Source organism: Amycolatopsis sp. NPDC047767 (assembly GCF_040704195.1).
GTDB lineage: Bacteria > Actinomycetota > Actinomycetes > Mycobacteriales > Pseudonocardiaceae > Amycolatopsis.
On record NZ_JBEYSJ010000002.1, the window covers coordinates 349,124 to 369,980 of the forward strand.

Below are 20,857 nucleotides of genomic sequence, written 5' to 3' on the forward strand. Positions count from 1 at the left end.
ATCAGCTTGCTGGCTCTCGATCGTCAACCTAGTACCCCGCGCACGACCGAGGTCACGACGGCGTCCGCGTAGGTGTGGTCGAGCGGGCGGCGGCCGGTGAGGAGGCGGTAGTGCAGGGGCGCGAAGACCAAGTCCAGCAGCAGCTCCACGTCGACGTCCGGGCCGACGACCTCGCGCACCGCGGCGCGGACGGGAGCACGGCGGGGCTCGAACCAGTGCTCGTCGAGGCGGGCGGCGAGGTCGGGGTCCTGTTGCGCGGCGCCGAGCAGGCCGGTGAAGACGCGGCCCAGCACCGTGTCCACGTAGAGGTCGGCGAAGTGGCGCGCGTGGGCGCGCAGCAGGCCTTCGGCGGTGGTGGCGCGCGTGGTGACGGGGTTGGCGCGGGCGTGGTCGAGGAAGGCTTCGAGCACCACCGCGGCCTTGCTCGGCCACCAGCGGTACACGGTGCGCTTCCCGACGCCGGCGCGCGCGGCGATGGCGTCCACGCTGACCGCGGCCCAGCCGCCGGCGGCGGTGAGGTCCCAGGCGGCGTCGAGGATCGCGCGGTGGGTCTGGGGGTTGCGGCGGGTGGCGTCAGGCACCGCGCACCGCCCAGGTGGCGGCCACGCGCCGGTTGACCTCGGCGATGGGGCCGACGAGGTCTTCGTACGGTTCGTCCCACGGATCCTTGAGGCCCCAGCCGCGCTGGGGGTTCTCGACGTAGGCGCACCAGTGCCAGCCCAGGCACCAGTCCAGCGCGGCGAACGCCTCCGCGGTGCGGACGTACCCGGCGGCGCGGTCGGCCTGGTCGCGCATGCTGCCGATGCGGTGCGGGCTCAGGCGGGTCAGGCACCAGTTGCCGGTGTCGGCGACGAGCACCGGCAGGCCGGTCCTGCGGTGCCAGCGGTCGAGCGTCTCCAGCGCCGTGTCGAGCGCGCCCGGGCCGGGGAAGGTCTGCACGGACAGGACATCGACGTGCTTCGCGGCCGCGTCGAGAACTTCGTCCGGTGCGCCGGCTTTCGTGCCGAAACGGTCGCCGAGGATGAGGTGGTCCGGGTCGTGGCGGCGGATCGCCGCGGTGGCGGTGGCGTAGTAGGCCTCCGCGGCTTCGGCGAGCGGGCCGGGCCAGCCCGCGCCCGTCGGGTGGCGGGCCCAGGCCGGCCCGTCGACGAGGAAGTACCCGAGCAGCAACGGGTCCTCCGGCCGGCACAGCGTGCGCGCCAGGTGGTCGCAGTGCTCCGCGAACGCGGGCGAGCGCGGGTCACGGTAGGCCGGATGCCCGTTCCACGACTCGATCTCCGCGACCCGCAACGCCTGCACGTACGGCAACCCGGCCTGCGCGACGTCCGCGCCCGGCAGGTCCTCGGCGTGCCCCAGATCGACGACCGTGCCGGTCACGCCGAGCCCGGTGCCGCTGATGTACTCCGCCGTCGAACCCACCGTCGTGAACCCCCAGGCGCGCAGGTCCGCGCCCAGACCGTCGCGAAGCCACTTCTCGCGCGAGCCGCCGTAGCGCGTGCGCCAGATGTCCCGGTTGTGCGCGTATCGGAGGTTCGTGTCGTGCGCGTGCGCGACCCCGATCGACACGAACGGCTCGCCGCCCGGCCCGACGAACGTCCACCGCCCGTGGCGGGTCACTGAGAAGAACGCCATGCGGTGAGGATACGAACCGGTTCGTCTCCCCTGTCGCCCGGGGTCACCCGCCTGCGTGAGCGAAGGGGCCGGCCTGGTCCAGAGCACGACGAGCAGGCACCCACACTCGTTCGAACTCGACACCGGAGATCTCGACGACCTGATCTGCCTCGCGCCAGCCCCGTACGTCCCCCTCGGCCAGAACGCCGTACTGGCGCTCATACGCCTGCATGTCACCGAGATCGCCGTGGTCGCGGATGTGCAGCACCTCGTCGAGGGTCGCCGCTGTCACCGGCCGCCGGTCAGGCCCTTGGAGCTCGACGTGCCGGATCGCCCAGCCGTCGTCGCCGAATTCGATGAAACCGATCAGGTCTTCGTCGCTCCAGGGGTAGCGAATCCACCGCGTCATGCAGCACATCATGCGCAACGACCAGTCACCCGCCTGCGTGAGCGGAGGGGCGGGCCGGCACCGGTGGTGTCACCATCACCGCCATGAGGTGGAAGGGCGTGGCCTGGGCCGCGGGCGTGCTGGTGGGCATCGGGGTCGCGGCGGGGGCCGGGGTGTGGGTGCACGCGGCCGAGCGCACGGCCGGGGACACGTGGCACTCCATCGGCACCGAGGAGCCCGACCGGATCGACGTGAACGCCACCGTGCAGAAGGTCGACGCGGTCGCGCGGGAGGTGACGTTGCGGGTGCTCGTGGTGCCGCGCGGGCGGCTGGGCGAGGACGACGGGTTCGCGCCGGCGAGTGACCTCACGTTGCTGAACTCCTCGAGCCTGCGCGGCGACCAGACGTTCCCCGCCCACGAGCGGATCGCGAGCGCCGACCTGCCGATCGCGCTGACGGGCGGCGCGATCACCGACTACCCGTTCGACGGCTACGAGAGCCACATCCAGTTCGCCGCCGTGCAGGACGGGAAGCCGGTGCCGGTGCTGCTGACCGTGGACAAGGTCGACAGCCTGTTCGGGCTCGCGGTGACCGGCTCCGACAGCTCCGGCGGACTCGACATCCGCCTCACCCGCGCGACCAGCGTGCTCGTGTTCGCGCTGTTCATGATGTTCGCGATGTGGGCGATCGCCGTCGCGGTGGCGCTCGGGGCGCGCCACCTCATCGCGCGCCGCCGCGGGCTGGTGTGGCCGGCGTTCGGGTTCATGGCCGCGTCGCTGTTCGCGCTGGCGTCGTTCCGCAACGCCGCCCCGGGCTCGCCGCCGATCGGGACGCTGCTGGACTACACCGCGTTCCTGTGGGCAGAGCTGATCGTGGCGCTGAGCGTGTTCGCGTCGGTGGTCGCCGGCGCCGTCGTGGAACGGGCCGGTCGAACCGGATAGCGAAGAGGTGTCTGTTTCGCGCTCTCCCGTGAGTCGTCCCCCTGACGACCGACGAAGAGGGAGCGCACCGTGATCACTCCGAACCTGGCCTGGCAGCTCGACCACCAGACGCGCCGCGACCACCGCGAAGCCGACGAACGCCTCGGCCGCCTGGCGGCATTTCTCACTCGGCGGCGCCGGCGGACGAGTGTCCGTGCGACGATCCGGGGCGAGCACCGACCCCAGGGAGCGCGCACATGGCCCGGCACCACCTCGATCCGACCCGCGAAACCACGATCGACGTCTTCAACCGGGACACCGAGCCCGTCCTGACCGTCGACCCGGGGGACACGGTCGTGGTCGGATCGCTGGACTGCCACGGATTCCTGGAACGCCAGCGCACACCCGGCGAGCAGCGGCCGCGGATGATCGACCCGAGCCGCGGCCACTGCCTCACCGGCCCGATCGCCGTGCGCGGCGCGGAGCCGGGCACCGTGCTCGCCGTGCACCTGGACGACCTGCGGCCCGGCGACTGGGGTTGGACCGTGTCGGCGTCGAAGGACAACTGGCTCACGCGCAAGCTCGGCGTCGCCGGCGGCCCGCCCGGACGGCTGCTGTGGGAGCTCGACGCCGGCGAGCGCACCGGCACCAACGACCGCGGCCAGACCGTGGCGCTGGCACCGTTCCTCGGCGTGATCGGCCTGCCGCCGGCCGAGCCGGGCGACCACTCCACCGTGCCGCCACGCCCGGAAGGCGGCGGCAACATCGACTGCCGCGAGCTCGTGGCCGGCTCGACGCTGTACCTGCCCGTGACGGTCCCCGGCGCGCGCCTGCTCGCCGGGGACGGGCACGCGGCCCAGGGCGACGGCGAGGTCGGCGGCACGGCGATCGAGTGCCCGATGACCACCGAGCTCACGCTCGACCTCACCACCGACCGGCCCGTGCCCGGCATCCACGCCGAGACCCCCGCCGGGCGCGTCACGTTCGGCTTCCACACCGACCTCAACGAGGCCACCGCCGAGGCGCTCGGCGCGATGCTCACGTGGCTGCAGACGCTCCACGACCTCGACCGCCCCACCGCGCTGGCGCTGGCGAGCCCGGTGGTCGACCTGCGCGTCACCCAGGTCGCCAACCAGACCTGGGGTGTGCATGCGGTACTCCCCACCGACGCGATCCGCTGACGATCCGGCGAAGTCTGCCTTCGCGGCCACCCGGGTCTGCCCGCGGCGCGCACTGGTCTGGTCCATCCGTGACCCCCGTGCGATCACGCCTTAATTCGAGTCGAGAAATAACGGACTTCCGTAGGGTCCGGACCTCTTGACGCCATCCTCTTTGTCCGGTCAGGATCGCCAAGGCCCGCTTTGGGCCCGTCCCCGCCGCCCTCTGCAGAACGGACTGTCGATGGCCAGAAGATCCCCCGGGTGGTCCCGGGCCCGAAGGACCACGTTCGCCGCACTCGCGAGCCTCACCCTGCTGGGCGGCGTCGCGAACGCGGCGCCCGCCCCCGCCGCACCGGCCGCCCCGGCCGCGGCGCAGCCCGAGATCGGGCAGCCCGCGCTCGACAAGAACGGCTGCGCCCGCATCGAGAACACCCTGCCGACGCTTTCGGACTGGCCGAAGGTCGACAGCAAGATGCAGAAGAACCCGCAAGACGAGGCGCGCATCGCGAAGATCCTCTCCGGCATGACGCTGGAGGAGAAGGTCGGGCAGATGACGCAGCCCGAGATCAACGCGATCACCCCCGCCGAGGTCAAGCAGTACGCCATCGGCTCGGTGCTCAACGGCGGCGGCTCGTGGCCCGGCGGCAACAAGCACGCCACCCAGCAGGACTGGCTGAACCTCGCCGACGCCTACTGGAGCGCGTCGAAGACCAGCCGCACGAAGATCCCCGTGATCTGGGGCATCGACGCCGTGCACGGCAACAACAACGTCTACGGCGCCACCGTCTTCCCGCAGAACATCGCGCTCGGCGCCGCCCACGACTCCTGCCTGGTGCGCGACGTCGAGAACGCCACCGCCCGCCAGATCCGCGCCACGGGCCAGGACTGGGCGTTCGCGCCCACGCTCGCCGTGGTGCAGGACGACCGCTGGGGACGCACGTACGAGGGCTTCTCCGAAGACCCGCGCATCACCCGCGCCTACGGCTACGAGGCCATCAACGGCCTGCAGGACGGCGCCACCAAGCGCATCACCTACAACGGCGTGATCGCCACCGCCAAGCACTACATCGGCGACGGCGGCACGATCAAGGGCCAGGACCAGGGCGTGAACCCCTCGTCCGAGGCCGACATGATCAACATCCACGGCCAGGGCTACTACGGCGCGCTCGCCGCCGGCACCCAGACCGTGATGGTGTCGTTCAACAGCTGGACCAACGCCGACCTCGGCATCAACGAGGGCAAGCTGACCGGCAGCGACAAGGCGCTGAACCAGATCCTCAAGGGCAAGATGGGCTTCGACGGCCTCGTCGTGTCCGACTGGAACGGCATCGGCCAGGTCCCCGGCTGCACCAACGCGAGCTGCCCGCAGGCGATCAACGCCGGCGTCGACCTCGTGATGGTGCCCGCCGACTGGAAGGCGTTCATCACCAACACCGTCGCGCAGGTCAACGACGGGCAGATCCCGATGGCCCGCATCGACGACGCCGTGACCCGCATCCTGCGCGTGAAGCTGCGCGCCGGGATCCTCGACGAGCAGAAGCCGTCGGACCGCTCGTACGCCAACTCCGACGAGGCGCTCACGGACAAGTGGCTCGCCCGCGACGCCGTGCGCGAGTCGCAGACGCTGCTGAAGAACAACGGCAACGTGCTGCCGCTCAAGCCGAAGTCGAAGGTGCTGGTGGTCGGCAAGAGCGCCGACAGCATCCAGAACCAGACCGGCGGCTGGACCCTGTCGTGGCAGGGCACGGGCAACACCAACGCCGACTTCCCCAACGCCACCTCGATCCTGGGCGGGCTCAAGGAAGACCTCGGCGACGCCAACGTGACCTACAGCGAGAAGGGCGACGTCGACCCGGCCGGCTACGACGCCGTGATCGCCGTGATCGGCGAGACGCCGTACGCCGAGGGCGTGGGCGACCTGCAGCGCAAGTCGCTGGAAGCCGCGAAGCTCTACCCCGAGGACCTCGCCGTGCTCGACAAGGTGAGCGGCAAGGGCGTCCCGGTCGTCACCGCCTACGTCGGCGGCCGTCCGCTGTACCTGAACAAGGAGATCAACCGTTCCGACGCGTTCGTGGCGGCCTGGCTGCCCGGCACCGAGGGCGGCGGCGTCGCGGACATGATGGTCAAGGGCAAGGACGGCACGGGGTACCAGGGCAAGCTGTCCTACTCGTGGCCGAAGAGCGCGTGCCAGACGCCGCTCAACCCGTGGAGCCCGGACTACGACCCGCTGTTCGCGCTGGGCTACGGCCTCAAGACCGGCCAGCGCGCCACCGTGGCCAAGCTCGACGAGACCGAGGGCCCGACGACCTGCGGGTCGACCGGCGGCGGGGGCACCGCGACCGAGGACCTGTCGATCTTCGACCGCACGGACATCGCGCCGTACAAGAGCTACATCGGTTCGGCTTCGAACTGGGGCGGCACCGAGATCGGCCCCGACGGCACCGCGGAGCACCCGGAGATCACCGTGACCCCGGCCGACGTCAACGTGCAGGCCGACGGCCTCAAGACGACGTGGACCGGCACGGGTGCGGCGCAGCTGTACCTGCAGAGCCCCGCGACCAGCGACCTGCGCGGATACCCCAACGCGGACGGGGCGCTCGAGTTCGACGTGATCGTGAACTCGCCACCGGTGAACCGGACCGTGGTGAGCATGCACTGCGTCTACCCGTGCTTCTCGGAGGTCAACGCCACGAAGCTGTTCACGGACCTGCCGGCGGGCCAGAAGTCGACGGTGAAGATCCCGCTGTCGTGCTTCGCGAACGGGCTCGACTTCGAGAACGTCAACACGCCGTTCCTGGTCTACACCGACGGGCCGTTCTCGGCGTCGTTCGCGAACGTGAGGTGGTCCCCTGGCGGAGCGAAAGATCCGGACGCGCTGAAGTGTTCGGATCTGACGTGAGGTGAGTGCCGGGGCGCTCGCGGGAGTTTTCCCGCGGGCGCCCCGCGTTTTCGGGTGAGTGCGGTCATGCGACGAGCTCGAGAATGCGCTCTTCGGCCCGGGCCAGGGATTTCTCCGAGAGATCCTCCAGGCCGGCCAGCGCCGGGATGTCGCCCACGCGCGTCAGCTCCGCGTGCACGAACGCCAGGTTGTCGGGACGGACGCCCCAGTTCGTGAGGTAGGCGCGCAGGTAGGGCTCCTGGAAGTCGAAGCCTTCGCGCGGAGTGCCCGGGCCGTACGCGCCGCCGCGCGCGGTGATCACCACGAACCTGGTGTCACCCAAGGCGTTCGCGAACACGCCGGGGAACGTCACCCGGTCGATCCACGCCTTCAGCGCGGCGGGGACGGAGAAGTTGTACATCGGCACGCCCAGCAGCACGGTCCCGGCTTCGCGCAGCTCCGTGACCAGCGGAAGGGTCAGGGCCCACTCGCGGCGTTCGGCTTCGTCGACGGCCAGCGCGGAGATGTCGGCCGGCGGCACGGTCCCCCGGCGTTCGACGCGGCGGCCGAGGCGGGCGTAGGGCTCGCGGATCGGTGGCACCGGGTCGGCGGCCAGGTCGCGGTGGCGCACCTCGCCCCGCCAGTACCGCACGAACAGCGAGGTCAGCCGCCGCGTCACGGACTCCGCACCGTCGGCGCTCGAGTCGATGCGCAGCAGGGGCGCTAGCATGTCGGTCATCCGGTTCCTCTCCTCAGGTCCAGCGGGTCGGTCTCACTCACCCACCCCGACGCACCACGAAGAGGAAGGTGACCGATGCGCGAAACCCTCGCGGCCCGGTTCGAAGCGGAACGGCCCCGGCTGCGCGCGCTCGCCCGGCGGATGCTCGGTTCGGCGGCCGAAGCCGAGGACGCCGTGCAGGAGTCCTGGCTGCGGCTGGCGTCGGCGTCCGAAGTCGACAACTTGGTGGCCTGGCTGACCACCGTCGTCTCGCGGATCTGCCTCGACGTGCTGCGCGCGCGGCGGGAGACGCCGTTCGACCAGGTCCCGGACCGCGGCGTGGCGGGGCCCGAAGCGGACGTCGCGCTCGCCGACGAGGTCGGCCGGGCGCTGCTCGTGGTGCTGGCGACGCTCGCGCCCGCCGAGCGCGTGGCGTTCGTGCTGCACGACTTGTTCTCGGTGCCGTTCGACGCCGTCGGCCCGATCCTGGACCGCACGCCCGCGACGGCGAAGAAGCTCGCCAGCCGCGCGCGGCTGCGGGTGCGCGGCACGCCCGCGACCGGCGCCGACCTCGCGGCGCACCGGCAGGTCGTGGAGGCGTTCCTGGCCGCGGCCCGCGGCGGCGATCTGGCCGCCCTGCTCGAACTGCTGGCCCCCGATGTCGTCCGGCACGCCGACGCGGCCGCGTTGCCGCCGGGCGCGGCGGCCGTCCTCCGCGGAGCCGACGCCGTTGCGCGCGGCACCACCGCGTTCGCCGACCGCGCGCGGCTCGCGGAGCCGGCCCTGGTGGACGGCACGGTCGGGCTGGTGCTGGCGCCGTACGCCCGGCTGACGGGCGTGCTCAAGGTGACGGTGACGGCCGGGCGTATTGCCGCGTACGAAGTGATCGCGGATCCGGAGCGGCTCGCGAAGGTGGCGGTCGCCGTCCTCGCTTGATCTTTCCGGGTGCCGCGCCGGATCTCTGCACTCATCGGCCGCCGTATAGGGCGTTATACAGATCAGCGGCCGTCGGGGAAGGGCCAGGAGTTCGTCACGCACACGCGGTGGTCGGCCGGTACGGCACCCTGGTCGCCGCCCGGGACGTTGTTGAGGCGGGCGACGTAGTCGTCGGCGACGCCGAAGGTCTGCTGCATCATCACGGGCGCCGGCCGGCCGGTGCCGCCGCAGCCGACGTGGGAGTGACCCAGCGCGTGGCCGACCTCGTGGTTGATCGCGTATTGCCGGTAGGCGGTCGTGTTCGCGCCGTAGGCCTTCGCGCCGCGGACCCAGCGGGAGAGGTTGATCAGCACGCGGTGCATGCTGCGCCGGAAGCAGGAAGCCTCGTAGGTGATGGAAAACCCGCAGGCGTCGGCGCGGTGCGTGGTGTCCGGGGTGGAGAGGCTGACGCGGAAGTCGGGGTGCGGATCGCTCGCGTCCACACGCTGCAGCGCGACTTTGCCGTCGGCGGTCCAGCTCTTCGCGTCGGACAGGATGCCCTGCACGGCGGCGGCGAAGCTGTCGTCACCGGCGTAGCTCGCCGGGTCGATGCCGTCCTCGACCTCGACGGTGTAGCGGTAGAGGCGACCGGAGCCGATCTTCGGCCCGGAGCCGGGGATCACGTGCCACTCTCCCTGGCCGGTCTGCGTGTACGGCCCGCCGGCGGGCAGGTCGGCGGTGGGCACGTTCGGATCGGCCGGTTTCGCCGGGTTCTCGGGAACACCCGGCTCGGCGGAGTCCACGGAGGACTCCACGCGGGCGGGCGCCGCTGCCGGCGCGGGCTGTTGCGCCGCCGTCGACGGGACCGAGGTGGTGGCGGTGTTCACCAGCACCAGCAGGGTGAGCACGACCATGACCGGCAGCGCGTAGAGGCGCCAGCCGTACGTGCGCAGGAAACCCTTCTTCCTTTTCGCGGATCTGCGCTCCTGCAACGGTTTCCACGACGCGCGCAGCGGCTCCCGCGCCCGCGTCTCGTCCTGCGCCACGCACTTCCCCAGGTCTCCGGCGATATTTCCTCCGGGTCCAACGGGTGGGACGGCCGAAAGGTTGAGACCGCGCGACGGGTCACGGGCGGTGACCCCGACTTTCGTCGGTTCCCCACGACCGGGGTGTTGATCATGCTGGGGGCGTGTCTGCGCAGCACCCCGGCTCGTTCGCGGTCACGCTCGACGCCGCGATCGAAGACTCCGGGCTCTCCCTCGACCGGGTCCGCCACCACCTCGCCACCCGAGGCGTGACGCTCTCGCGCTCCGCCCTGTCCTACTGGCGCCGCGGCCGGTCCCGGCCCGAGCGCGAAACGTCGCTGAACGCCGTGACGCAGCTCGAAGCGGTGCTGGAGCTCTCCCCCGGGTCGCTCACGTCGCTGCTCGGCCCGCGAGCGCCGCGCGGGCGCTGGCTCGGCCACCCGCCCGACCGCGTGGAGCGCCGCCGGCTGTGGCCGGATCTGAGGCCGCTCACTGTGGACCTCAAACCGCCACCGGACGGGCAGCTCGCGTTCTGGTCGGTGCACGACCGCGTGGCCGTCGACGACGACGGGTGCGAGCGCGCCCTGCACGTTCGGCTCGTCGCGGAGGCCACCATGGACGGCGTCGACCGCATGATGACCTACCACCAGGCCGACGGCCCGCTGCCCGCCGAACCGCGGTACCAGGGTGTGCGGTTCGCGCGCGTCGGGCGCGTGCGGGTGGACCGCGAGACCGGGATGACGGCCGGCGAGCTGCTGCTCGACCGGGTGCTCGCGGCCGGTGAGGTCACGGCCGTCGAGTACGAGATCGTGCTGCCGCCCGGCACGCCGACGCAGGAGTACGGGCGGCGCTTCACGCGGCCGGTGCGCGAGTACGTGTGCCAGGTGCAGTTCGGCCTGCGGCTGCCGCGGCAGGTCCGTTCGTTCGAGCGCCGCGGCCCCGACGGGCCCCGCCGCACCGGCGATCCGCTGCGGGTCGGCACGACCCACGCCGTCACGTTCGCCATCCGCGACGCGCGGCCCGGCATCCACGGCGCGTGCTGGACGTGGTGACGCCAATTCTGTGAACACGAGCTGTCGACCTGCGGGTCTTCGGCGCCGGACCCCGGCCGTCCACTTCGGTCTGGAACGCGCGGTGCGGCGCTGGTTACCGTCCGCCACAACATTCTCCCGGTCCTCCCGTTCCCCGTTTCCCCGGAAAGGCACCGCCATGCGCCGTCTCACCCGGACCCTGACCACCCTCGCCGCCGCGGCCGCGCTCACGGCCACCGGCGCGGCGGCCGCCGTGCCGGCCCTGGCCGCTCCCGCGGCGCCTGCCACCGCGACCGCCGCTGCCCGCCCGATGTCGATGGCCGCCCGGCTCGGCACCCTCGCACCGTCGGCGAAGGTCAACCTCATCGGCGACAACTACCCCGCGAAGTGGCGCAACATCCCGCAGGACTCAGTCGTCGACGACTGGAACATGTACAACCGCGAGTGCGTCTCCTGGGCCGCGTTCACCATCGACCGCCACGGCGAGAGCGCCTCGAACTACGGCGACGCCAAGTACTGGGACGACAACGCCCGCTCACACGGCTACCGCGTGGACAACACGCCCACCCCCGGCTCCATCGCCCAGACCGACGCGGGCCGCTACGGCCACGTCGCCGTCGTCGACAGCGTCCACGGCTCCACCGTCACCGTCGAGGACTACAACTGGGCCGGCGACGGCCACTACCTCGTCCACGACCTCGACAAGGGCGACTTCCGCTACATCCACTTCTACAACTGAGCACTCCCCGATCCCTCGGCCGGACGGCGCCTTCCCGCCGTCCGGCCGAGTCCACGTCGGGCGTCGGGCGAGGCCCACTCGCCTGCCGAAGCCGGCGTGGGCTAGGCGCTTCCCCCCACCAGCGACGTACCGGAGCGGCGGAGGGTCCTTGTCGGCTCTCGACTTCACTGTCCGGCGCGTGGACAACCGCACCGGCAACCCTTCGCCCGTCGGCCACGGCGCGCCGGTTGGCGGCGGGGCTTGGCGTCGAACGTGGTTCACTCAGTTGGCCCGGCAACACATGTTTCTGCGTGCGTTTCCCCAAGCCGGCCGGCGCCTTCCCGCCGTCCGGCCGAGGCCACGTCGGGACCCGGGGTGAAATCCGGGCCGGTGCTTTCCCGCCCGCGGCGGCGGACGATGGGGCGATGAGCGATCGCGACGAGTTCCTGGCGTGGGTCGGGACCACGCTGCACGACGCGGAGTTCGCGCTGCACAACGGAGATCCGGCGCCGCGGCGGGCGATCTGGTCGCGGGCCGAGCCGGTGAGTGTGCTGGGTGCGTGGCGCAATGCGTGCGGGCGGCGGGAGGTCGACGGGCTCTTCACGGCGCTGGGTGAGACCTTCTCCGACTGCACGGACTTCCGCTTCGAGGTGCTGGCCTGCGATGTCGTCGGCGACATGGCCTACACCACGGGCTTCGAGCACACCACGGTGTCCGTGAACGGTGAGCCACGCACCTACACCCTGCGGGCGACGCAGGTCTACCGCCGCGAACACGGGGTGTGGCGCGTGGCCCACCGGCACGGCGACACCGTCACCGGCTGACCGAGACTCCCGGGGTCAGCGCACCTGCGGGCGGTGACCGCGTTCCTGGTGCGGCACTTCCTGCCCACCGGCGGGCGCGGTCGGCTTCGGCAGCTGCGCCACCTCGTACTGGGCCAGGGTGTACTGGCCCTGCGTGTCGGGGAGGACCGGCGCGTGTTTGGTCGCGTCGTGGAAGCGGAAGACCGAGGTCAGGTCGCCGACGGTGCGGCGGCGCCAGTCGCTGATGTTCGGCTCGGCGACGCCGGTCACCTTCTCCAGCAGGCGCAGCTGCGAGGTGTGGTCGAACAGCTCCGAGCTCACCCAGCCGCCGGCGGTCCACGGCGAGACGACGATGCACGGCACGCGGTAGCCCAGTCCCGTCGGCAGGCCGCCGCCCTTGACGCCGCTGGGCGAGGTGCCGGACACGAACTCGCCGGGCGTGCCCGGACGCGGGGTGGGCGGCAGGACGTGGTCGAACAGGCCGTCGTTCTCGTCGTAGGACAGGATGAACACCGTCTTGGCCCAGACCTCCGGGTTGGCGGCGATCGCGTCGATCTTGCCGGCGACGAACTGGGCGCCCGCGGCCGGCAGGTGGGCGGGGTGCTCGTCGGCGGCGCTCGGCGGCAGAAGCCAGCTGACGGTGGGCAGCTGGTCGTGCAGCGCGTCGTACTCGAACTGGCCGAGGGGCGACGGCTTGATCGCCTGCTCGTAGAGGGGCGAACCCGGCTGCGCGTCGGCGTAGGCCTTGATCGCGTTGAACGGCGGGAGCCCGGTCGCGCCGCCCGGCGAGTGGTAGACCTTCCAGCTCACCCCGGCTTCCGTGAGGCGCTCGGGGTAGGTCTTGAACGTGAAGTGCCCGTCCGGCACGTTGCCCGTCTCCAGCGACGGGCCGCCGAACTCGCCGTCCGCGTCGATGGTGCCGGCCAGCCACATGTAGCGGTTGGGCCAGGTCGGGCCGAGGACCGAGCAGTGGTAGGCGTCGCAGATCGTGAACGCGTCCGCCAGCGCGTACTGGAACGGGATGTCCTCGCGCGTGAAGTAGCCCATCGTGTAAGGACCGTTGGTGGCGCCGTCGGCCGCGAGGTGGGCGGGCAGCCAGTTGTCCATCTTCCCGTCGTTCCACGCCTGGTGCTGCACGCCCCACGCGTGGCTCGTGGACGGGATCGCCTGCGCCGCGGTGATCTTCGTGTTCAGCCGGTACGGCAACAGGTAGCCGTCCGGGTGCGAGGGGTCGGGCTGGTGGAACACCGAACGCCCGCCCGGCAGCCGCAGCGCGTGCGGGTCGTCGAAGCCGCGCACGCCGGACAGCGTGCCGAAGTAGTGGTCGAAGCTGCGGTTCTCCTGCATCAGCAGCACGACGTGCTCGATGTCGCGCAAGCGCCCGCCGGACGGCGGCGGGGCCGCGAGCGCGCTGCGGACGTTCGGGGGCAGCACGGACGCGGCGGCGGCCAGGCCACCGGCGGCGGCAGCGCCGAACAACCTGCGACGGGTGAGACCGGTTCTGTCGTTCTCCGGGGCGTCGGTCATCGGAATCCTTCCGGCTTCGGGCACGGTGGGAGCTCCGACAGGCTTTCGGCCGCGGTTGAGCCCCGGGTGATCCCGCCGGTGGCCACCGGTTGAACTTCGGCTGAACCCCTGTGCCGGCGGGCGATTTGTCCCTTCCCGCCGGCGCGTCCGTCTACAAAGGACTCCGTCAGTACCCGGCCGCCCGCTTCAGGTACTCGACGGGCGCCACGTGGGCCCACGTCGTCCCGTCGCTGCCGCGGTGCGCGCCGACGACGGCGTCGACGTCCAGCCCCAGGGCCTGGATGGCGTCGTACAGCTGGGTGGCCAGGCGGCCGCGCTGGTCACCCGGCGCCGGCGGAACCGGGGTGGGGTTCCAGAGGTCGGAGTTGAAGACCAGTTTGCCCGACGACACGTGGACGATCACCATGTCGTCGGCGTGGTCGCTGACGATCCGGTGGACCGCGACGGTCCCGCCGCCGGCCGTGTCGAAGGTCAGGGTGTCGTCGATACCGTGCACGGCCGTCGTCACGGGCCCGGCGGCGAGGCGATCCGGGTCGACCTCGTGCGGTGCGGCCAGCACCTGCTCGAAGAACGCCACCGACGGCGTTCCGACGTGGACGGTCCGGTCACCGTCGGCCGCGAACTCGCGCACACCACCGACGTGGTCGTAGTGGAAGTGCGTGCAGACGAGCTCACGCAGGGGCTTGCCCGGGAACGCGCGCTTCACCTGGGCGAGCGCGGCGCGGCTGTAGTCGTCGTACAGCGGCGATTCCACGGCGAGCAGGCGGTCCGGCAGCTCCACGACCAGGGTGTTGTGGCTCGGCCCGATCACCAGCTTCACCCCGGGCGCGAGATCGACCGGTTCCGGTGTCACGGGAGCCGTCTGCAGGTCGAAGTAGAACCGCACGCCGGAGTAGACGTAGTTCATGATCCACTCGGTCGAATTCAGCGCGTAGGACGCCTGCTCCACGGTCGAGTCGACGATTTTCCCTTCCCCTGACCCGAAAACCGCGTCGTCAGCGGACTCGCCGACGGTCGCTTCCGTCCGCGTTTCGCTGTGGACGTGGAGATCACCGATCGTGATGTCCACGCGGAAGGGCAGCAGCACCCGCGAAACCCGGCGGAAGTCGTCGAACGCGACCCGGACCGCGGCGTCGCCGAGCGGCGAGTGCTCCTCAGTCACCTCCACGGACACCGGCAGCCCCGTCGCCGCCACGGTGAGCCGGACCGGCGGACGGCCGAACTCCCGCAGCGTCAGCACAGTGTCCGCACCGGCCTGTTCGACGGTCACGTCGGCACCGGGCGCCAGCATCGTGCGGACCAGCCGCAGGGGTGAGGACAGGTCGAAGTGCCGCAACCGTGCGGCGACCCGCCAGGAGGGAATGTCCGTGTCCACCGGCCGGGTGTCGAACATGAAGTCCACACCGGACACGTGGCCGCGGCTGCCGTTCCCGGTCTCCACGTAGTCCAGCTCCGTCGGCACCAGGTACGTCTTCGCCTGGTGCGCCCACCGGTACCGCGGCCCGGCCACGTCGAGCTCCAGCGTCGCGGTGAAGTCGGCGACCAGCTCGGGTTTCGCGGGGTCGGTCCCCCACCCCGGGTGCCGCCGCCACCCGGTGGCCACCGTTCGCTCGACCGCGACGGCTTCGAGCGCCGCCCGTCCGCCGAGGGCGCCGGCGAGCCGGTCGAGTGCGGTCGCCAGTTCGGTTTTCGTCATCGTTCCGGTCCTCTTCTCGGGCTGCACCCCACCACCTTCGTCCCGGACCGATCGAGCGTCCACTGCATGGTGCTCAGGTCTAACATGCATGGCGTGCAACTCGAGAACGCAGACCTCAACCTCCTGAAGGCCCTGGAGGTCCTGCTGGAGGAACGGCACCTCACGCGGGCGGCGGCGCGGATCCACCTCAGCCAGTCGGCGATGAGCCGCACTCTCACGCGCCTGCGCGCCACGTTCGGCGACGAGCTGCTCGTGCGCACGGCCCGGGGTTTCGAGCCGACTCCGCGGGCGCGCACGATCCAGCGTGAGCTGGCGCTCGTGATGCCGCGGCTGCGGTCGATCGTGCGGGGCGACGAGTTCTCGCCCGCCTCCGTGACCGACGTCGTGCGCGTGCAGCTCACCGACTACGCGGCCGTGGTCCTGGGAAACCGGCTGTTCCGTGAGGTGTTCGGGCAGGCGCCGGAGATCTCAGTGCAGGCCGCGTGGCTCTCGCCGCAGTCGTTCGACGACCTCGAACACGGCCGCGCGGACCTCGTCCTCACGCCCGTGCCACCGCCGGCGCCCCTGCGCTGGCAGCCGCTGTTCACCGAACGCTTCGTCTGCGTCCTGTCGCGCGATCACCCGCTGACGGCCGGCCGCCTCACCGTCCGGGACCTCGCGTCGTACCCGCACGCCAGTGTCGTGGTGCTGGGCGCCGAGCGGATGCTCGCGGAGTCCCGGCTCGCGGCGCTCGGCGTCACGGCGCGGCCGGGACTGCGGGTCCCGTTCTTCACCGGGGCGATCGCCGCGCTGCCCGGCACCCCGCTCATCGGGGTCCTGCCGAGCCGCCTCGTCGACCACGTCCCGGAGCGGGAGGTGCGCGTCGCCGCCGCGCCCGAGGAGCTGGAGGACTTCGCGTACGGCATGGCCTGGCACCCGCGGCTCGACGCCGACCCGCTGCACACCTGGCTGCGGAACCTGGTCCTCGACGCCGCTCTCCAGCTCACGGACCTCGACGAGCGGGCCTGACCCCGCCCGTCACTCGGTGCGGGTGGCGGCTTCCTCCTCCGCCGTCACCTCCAGCGGTGCGTCGGGCGCCGGATCGCGGTTGACGACCGTGATCGCGACCGCGCCGATGGCCGCGACGACGGCGAAAAGGTAGAAGCCCCACGGGTACGCGAGCCCGGCCGTGAGCAGGAAGCCGGTGACGAGCGGGCCGGAGATCGCGCCGAAGCGGCCGATGCCACTCGCCGCGCCCAGCGCCGTGCCGCGCGCGGCGGCCGGGTAGACGCGGGCGACGTAGACGTACACGAGCACCTGCGCGCTGAAGGTGAAGATCCCCGCGAGCAGCACCCCGACGTACACGCTGAAGCCGGGCAGCTTGATGCTCAGCAGCGCGAGGAACACGGCCGCCGCGGTGAACCAGACGATGGTGGACCGCCGGTACCCCAGCCGGTCGGCCACGCGGCCGCCGATCAGCAGGCCGATCACGGCGCCGACATTGAGCACCAGCAGCAGGGCGAGCGCCGCGCCGAGCTCGTAGCCGGCCTCCCGCATGATCTGCGGCAGCCAGGTGTTGAGGCCGTACACGAGCAGCAGCCCCATGAACGACGTGACCCAGAACGCGATGGTCGCGCGCCCGTAGCCATGGCGGAACAGGATGCCGATCGGGTTGCGCTCGCGCGGCGGCCGGGCCGCGCGGGTGCCGCGCGCCTTGAGGAACTCGGCCGACTCCGGCAGGAACTTCACCATCAGCGGCACGAGGATCACCGCCGGCGCGGCGCCGATCACGAACATCCACTCCCAGCCGTACCGCTGCACCACGAGGATCCCGAGCAACGCGGTGAGCACCGCGCCCACGTGGTAGCCGGTCATGAGGACCGTGGTGGAGCTGCCGCCCCGGCCGACCCGCGCGTACTCGGTGATCAGCGCGAGCGCGGTCGGCAGCACACCACCGAGGCCGAGGCCGGCGAGGAAACGCAGCAGCCCGAACAGCCAGGGGCCGTCGACCACCGCGCACAGCAACGTGAACAGCGAGAAGCTCGTGACCGTGAGCAGCATCGTGCCGCGGCGGCCGAACAGGTCGCTCACGGGGCCGATGGCGAGCGCGCCCACGGCCACGCCGAGGAGGCCGACCACGGAGATCAGCGAGGCCGAGTTGGGGTCCAGGCCCCAGCTCGGCACCTTGAGCAGCGCGGGCAGCACCACACCCAGCACCACGAGGTCGAACCCTTCGAGCGCCACCGCCGTCCAGCAGAGCGGGGCCACCCAGCGCGCGTAGCGGGCCCGGGGGTCAGTCGGGGAAGAGACCGTCATGTCATCACCTGCGTCGTCGGAGGGGACTGGGGAAACGGTGCGTCAGAAGGGATATCGCGGCAGATCACCGCGTACGGTGACCCACTGCGTCTCGGTGAACGCCTCCAGGTTGGCCTGCGCACCGCCGTGGCGCGAGCCCGTGCCCGACTCGCCGACCCCGCCGAACGGCGCGAGCGCCTCGTCGTTCACGGTCTGGTCGTTGATGTGCACGAGCCCGGACGGGATCCGCTCGGCGAGCGCGAGCCCCTGGGTGACGTCCCGGGTCAGGATGCCCAGTGACAGCCCGTATTCGGTACCGCCGGCCAGGCGGACCGCTTCGTCCACTGTGGAGAACGGCACGACCGGGGCCACCGGGCCGAAGATCTCCTGGGCGTAGGCCGGTGCGGTGAGCGGGACATCGGTGAGCACGGTCGGGCTGTAGAACAGGCCCTCGAACGTGCCGCCGGTGGCGAGTTTCGCGCCCGCGTCGACGCTGCTGGTCACGATCTCGTGGATGCGGTCGCGCTGCCCGGCGTCGATGATCGGGCCGACGGCGACGTCGGCCCGCGCCGGGTCGCCCACGGGCAGGCGGGCGGCGTGCTCGGCGAGCGCGGCCGCGTAGTCGGCGGCGATCTTCTCCGCGACCAGGTGGCGGCTGGTGGCCATGCAGATCTGCCCGGAGTGGTTGAACGAGCCGAACGCGCCGGCCGACACGGCCTGCTCCACGTCGACGTCGTCGAGCACCACGAGCGCCGAGTTCCCGCCCAGTTCCAGGTGAACCCGCTTGAGCCGCTCCCCCGCCGCGGCGGCGATCTGCCGGCCCGCGCGCGTGGAGCCGGTGAACGCGATCACGCGCACCAGCGGGTCCGCCACGAGAGCGCCGCCGACGTCGGCCCCGCCCGGCAGCAGGTGGAACAGCCCGTCCGGCAGGCCCGCCTCCTCGAAGATCCGGGCGAGCACCACGCCGCCGCACACGGCCGTGCGCGGATCGGGCTTCATCAGCACGGCGTTGCCCAGCGCCAGCGCGGGCGCGATCGCGCGGATCGAGAGGATGACCGGCGCGTTGAACGGTGAGATCACGCCGACGACCCCGGCCGGGACCCGCCGGGCCATCGACAGCCGCGGCTGGCTGGAGCGCAGCAGCTCGCCGTACGGGTGGGCCGCCAGCGCCGCGGCTTCGTGGCACTCCTCGGCCGCGACCGCCACCGTCTGGAAGCGCGCGAACGGCCGCGTGGCCCCGGACTCGCGCACGAGCCACTCGTCGATCTCGTCCGCGTGATCCTCGAACAGCCGCGCCGCGCGGCGCAGCACCCGGGCCCGCCGGTCGTAGGGCAGCGCGGCCCACTCCTGCTGCGCGCGCCGGGCGGTCTCGGCCGCTTTCGGCACGTCGGCGGCCGAGGCGGCGCCGACGCGCGCGAGCGCCTGGCCCGTCGCCGGTTCCACGGAGTCGTACTCGCCGCCGGAGCCGGGCACCCAGCCGCCCGAGAAGATCCTGCCCTGCCAACGGACCGCGCCGAGCAGGGCGCCGGCCGGGGCGCTCACCGCGCCACCGCCACGTCGAGCACGAGCGGCCGGGTGGCCCGCGCCAGTGCGGGCAGTGCTTCGTCCAAAACGGACTCCAGTTCCTCGGGGGTCTCGACCCGCCGGGCGGGGCACCCGAGCGAGCGCGCGAGACCGCTCACGCTGATCTCGTCGAACGCGGGCCACGGCGCGGCGCCGGGCGCGGCCGACCGTTCGCCGTGGCGGGCGGCCAGCTCGTCCATGATCGCGTACCGGCCGTTCGCGAGCACCACCACGAGCACGCCGACTCCGTAGTGGGCGGCGCTCCACAGCGCCTGGATCGCGTACAGCGACGAGCCGTCGCCGACGACCGCGATCACCGGACGGTCCGGCCGGGCCATCCGCACGCCGATCGCCGCGGGTACCGCGAAACCGAGGCCGCCCATGGCGGCGCTGAGAAATCCGAGCGGCTCGCGGGCGGGCACGAGCGCGTGCAGCGACGGCCGGCTCGACGGCGTCTCCTCCACGAGCACCGTGTCACGCGGGATCCGCCGGGCCAGCGCGGCGAACACGTGCTCCGGAGCCAGCCCGACGGTCGGCGGCGCGGGCAGGTCGATCGTGCGCCCCAGTGGTTCGGCGGGCGTCGGGCGCGCCGGCAGGCGCTGCGCGAGCGGACCGCACACCGCCGCGGGCCGGGCGAGCACGGCGAGATCGGCCGGGCTGCGGTGGGCCTCGTCGGGATCGTCGGTGACCACGGCGATCCGCGTGCCCGGGCCGATCAGCCGGCCGGGCTCGCGCGGGTATTGCCGGAACACCGGCGCGCCCACGGCGAGCACGGCGTCGTGGCCGGCCAGCACCTTGCGCAGCTCCGCGCGGCCCGCGGGCAGGTGCCCGGCGAACTGCGGGTGGTCCTGCGGGAACCCCGCACGGGCGCCGAACGCCTCCTGCCACACCGGACACTGAAGCCGCTGCGCGAGCGCTTCCAGCGCGTGCCACGACTCCGGATCGTCCGCGCCGGCCCCGACCACGAGCACCGGTTTTTCGGCCTGCGCCAGGAACTTCTCGAGCTCGGCGACGACCTCCACCTCCGCCGCGGTGGTCCGGACCAGTCGCGCCGGCGCGGGCAGCGGCTCGTCGTCGGCGGCCGGCGCGAGCCAGTCGTCCATCGGCACGATCACCAGCGCGGGACCGCGGTGGTCGCGCGCCTCGTGCCACGCGCGGGCCAGCGCGCCCGGCACGTCCTGCGGCCGCGGGGGTTCCCCGACCCACACGGGCGCGGGCGCGGCGACGTCGTCGAGCCGGTGGCCTGCGAGGAACGGCTCCAGCGCGAGGTGGCGGCGGTCCTGCTGCCCCACGAGGACGACCAGGGGCGCCCGGTTGACCCGCGCGGTCGCCAGCGCGCCCACCGCGTTGCCCAATCCCGCGGTGGTGTGCAGGATCGCGACCGCCGGCCGGTCCGCGGCGAGCGCCCAGCCCGTGGCCATCCCGACCACCGAGCCCTCGTGCAGCGCCAGCACGAACTCGAAGTCGCCCGGCAGGTCGGTGAGCAGCGTGATCTCGGTCGAGCCGGGGTTGGCGAACAACGTCGTCGCGCCGAAGCGGCGCAGGACGTCGAACGCGGCGTCTCGGACGGTGGCGGGCAAGGAACCTCCCTGGAGTGGGTGGCTCAGGAGTGTCCGTTACGTCCGCCTGC

Annotated in this window: 18 protein-coding genes; 8 read left to right on the top strand and 10 right to left on the bottom strand. The window is 72.3% G+C overall.

The annotated features are described in order from the left end of the window. Nucleotides 1-23: 23 nt before the first annotated feature. From AB0878_RS04820 to AB0878_RS04830, 3 genes are read right to left on the bottom strand one after another with little or no spacing between them, the layout of a single operon-like run. Nucleotides 24-581: a TetR/AcrR family transcriptional regulator gene (locus AB0878_RS04820; protein ID WP_366576545.1), complete on the bottom strand. Its 558-nt coding sequence runs from the start codon at nucleotides 579-581 to the stop codon at nucleotides 24-26. After that, a complete protein-coding gene (locus AB0878_RS04825) occupies nucleotides 574-1,632 on the bottom strand; it encodes an agarase (RefSeq protein ID WP_366576547.1) in 1,059 nt (352 codons plus the stop codon). Before AB0878_RS04825 ends, AB0878_RS04820 begins: the two co-directional genes overlap by 8 nt. A 43-nt stretch (nucleotides 1,633-1,675) precedes the next feature. Continuing rightward, nucleotides 1,676-2,020 carry a hypothetical protein gene (locus AB0878_RS04830; RefSeq protein ID WP_366576549.1) on the bottom strand — a complete coding sequence of 115 codons (345 nt, stop codon included), beginning with the start codon at nucleotides 2,018-2,020 and terminating at the stop codon, nucleotides 1,676-1,678. 83 nt (nucleotides 2,021-2,103) lie between these two features. Here AB0878_RS04830 and AB0878_RS04835 point away from each other — a divergent pair, with 83 nt between their 5' ends. The 3 genes from AB0878_RS04835 to AB0878_RS04845 all read left to right on the top strand — a co-directional run bounded on the left by AB0878_RS04835 (nucleotide 2,104) and on the right by AB0878_RS04845 (nucleotide 6,978). Beyond that, nucleotides 2,104-2,940: a DUF4436 family protein gene (locus tag AB0878_RS04835; protein ID WP_366576551.1), complete on the top strand. Its 837-nt coding sequence runs from the start codon at nucleotides 2,104-2,106 to the stop codon at nucleotides 2,938-2,940. 236 nt (nucleotides 2,941-3,176) lie between these two features. After that, the gene (locus AB0878_RS04840; protein ID WP_366576553.1) at nucleotides 3,177-4,100 is read left to right on the top strand and encodes an acetamidase/formamidase family protein; all 924 of its coding nucleotides are present in this window, start codon (nucleotides 3,177-3,179) and stop codon (nucleotides 4,098-4,100) included. 220 nt (nucleotides 4,101-4,320) lie between these two features. Further along, nucleotides 4,321-6,978: an exo 1,3/1,4-beta-D-glucan glucohydrolase gene (locus AB0878_RS04845; protein WP_366576555.1), complete on the top strand. Its 2,658-nt coding sequence runs from the start codon at nucleotides 4,321-4,323 to the stop codon at nucleotides 6,976-6,978. Nucleotides 6,979-7,042: 64 nt separating this feature from the next. Here AB0878_RS04845 and AB0878_RS04850 read toward each other — a convergent pair whose 3' ends face one another. Then, nucleotides 7,043-7,696 (bottom strand): NAD(P)H-dependent oxidoreductase, encoded by a 654-nt coding sequence (locus AB0878_RS04850; protein WP_366576557.1) that lies wholly within the window; start codon nucleotides 7,694-7,696, stop codon nucleotides 7,043-7,045. Between the two features lie 75 nt (nucleotides 7,697-7,771). On the opposite strand from AB0878_RS04850, the gene AB0878_RS04855 reads away from it, so the two are divergent. After that, nucleotides 7,772-8,611 carry a sigma-70 family RNA polymerase sigma factor gene (locus AB0878_RS04855; RefSeq protein WP_366576559.1) on the top strand — a complete coding sequence of 280 codons (840 nt, stop codon included), beginning with the start codon at nucleotides 7,772-7,774 and terminating at the stop codon, nucleotides 8,609-8,611. Nucleotides 8,612-8,673: 62 nt separating this feature from the next. On the opposite strand, the gene AB0878_RS04860 is transcribed toward AB0878_RS04855, so the two are convergent. Beyond that, nucleotides 8,674-9,636, bottom strand: a complete 963-nt coding sequence (locus AB0878_RS04860; protein WP_366576561.1) for a DUF3152 domain-containing protein — start codon at nucleotides 9,634-9,636, stop codon at nucleotides 8,674-8,676. A gap of 143 nt (nucleotides 9,637-9,779) precedes the next feature. Between AB0878_RS04860 and AB0878_RS04865 the strand changes: the two genes are divergently transcribed. The 3 genes from AB0878_RS04865 to AB0878_RS04875 all read left to right on the top strand — a co-directional run bounded on the left by AB0878_RS04865 (nucleotide 9,780) and on the right by AB0878_RS04875 (nucleotide 12,188). Then, nucleotides 9,780-10,667: an XRE family transcriptional regulator gene (locus AB0878_RS04865; RefSeq protein WP_366576563.1), complete on the top strand. Its 888-nt coding sequence runs from the start codon at nucleotides 9,780-9,782 to the stop codon at nucleotides 10,665-10,667. A 157-nt stretch (nucleotides 10,668-10,824) separates the two neighbouring features. Next, nucleotides 10,825-11,385, top strand: a complete 561-nt coding sequence (locus tag AB0878_RS04870; RefSeq protein ID WP_366576565.1) for a CHAP domain-containing protein — start codon at nucleotides 10,825-10,827, stop codon at nucleotides 11,383-11,385. A gap of 404 nt (nucleotides 11,386-11,789) precedes the next feature. Then, the gene (locus tag AB0878_RS04875; RefSeq protein WP_366576567.1) at nucleotides 11,790-12,188 is read left to right on the top strand and encodes a nuclear transport factor 2 family protein; all 399 of its coding nucleotides are present in this window, start codon (nucleotides 11,790-11,792) and stop codon (nucleotides 12,186-12,188) included. Between the two features lie 15 nt (nucleotides 12,189-12,203). Here AB0878_RS04875 and AB0878_RS04880 read toward each other — a convergent pair whose 3' ends face one another. After that, nucleotides 12,204-13,694, bottom strand: coding sequence for an alkaline phosphatase family protein (locus tag AB0878_RS04880; protein WP_366576569.1), 1,491 nt, complete (start codon nucleotides 13,692-13,694; stop codon nucleotides 12,204-12,206). A gap of 166 nt (nucleotides 13,695-13,860) precedes the next feature. After that, the gene (locus AB0878_RS04885; RefSeq protein ID WP_366576571.1) at nucleotides 13,861-15,390 is read right to left on the bottom strand and encodes an MBL fold metallo-hydrolase; all 1,530 of its coding nucleotides are present in this window, start codon (nucleotides 15,388-15,390) and stop codon (nucleotides 13,861-13,863) included. A gap of 93 nt (nucleotides 15,391-15,483) precedes the next feature. Between AB0878_RS04885 and AB0878_RS04890 the strand changes: the two genes are divergently transcribed. Further along, nucleotides 15,484-16,398, top strand: coding sequence for a LysR family transcriptional regulator (locus tag AB0878_RS04890; protein WP_366576573.1), 915 nt, complete (start codon nucleotides 15,484-15,486; stop codon nucleotides 16,396-16,398). Nucleotides 16,399-16,407: 9 nt separating this feature from the next. On the opposite strand, the gene AB0878_RS04895 is transcribed toward AB0878_RS04890, so the two are convergent. From AB0878_RS04895 to AB0878_RS04905, 3 genes are read right to left on the bottom strand one after another with little or no spacing between them, the layout of a single operon-like run. Continuing rightward, nucleotides 16,408-17,685: an aromatic acid/H+ symport family MFS transporter gene (locus AB0878_RS04895; RefSeq protein WP_366576575.1), complete on the bottom strand. Its 1,278-nt coding sequence runs from the start codon at nucleotides 17,683-17,685 to the stop codon at nucleotides 16,408-16,410. Between the two features lie 42 nt (nucleotides 17,686-17,727). Then, a complete protein-coding gene (locus AB0878_RS04900; RefSeq protein WP_366576577.1) occupies nucleotides 17,728-19,206 on the bottom strand; it encodes an aldehyde dehydrogenase family protein in 1,479 nt (492 codons plus the stop codon). Further along, entirely contained in the window at nucleotides 19,203-20,807 is a 1,605-nt protein-coding gene (locus tag AB0878_RS04905; RefSeq protein WP_366576579.1) for a thiamine pyrophosphate-dependent enzyme, read from the bottom strand. Before AB0878_RS04905 ends, AB0878_RS04900 begins: the two co-directional genes overlap by 4 nt. Nucleotides 20,808-20,857 lie beyond the last annotated feature (50 nt).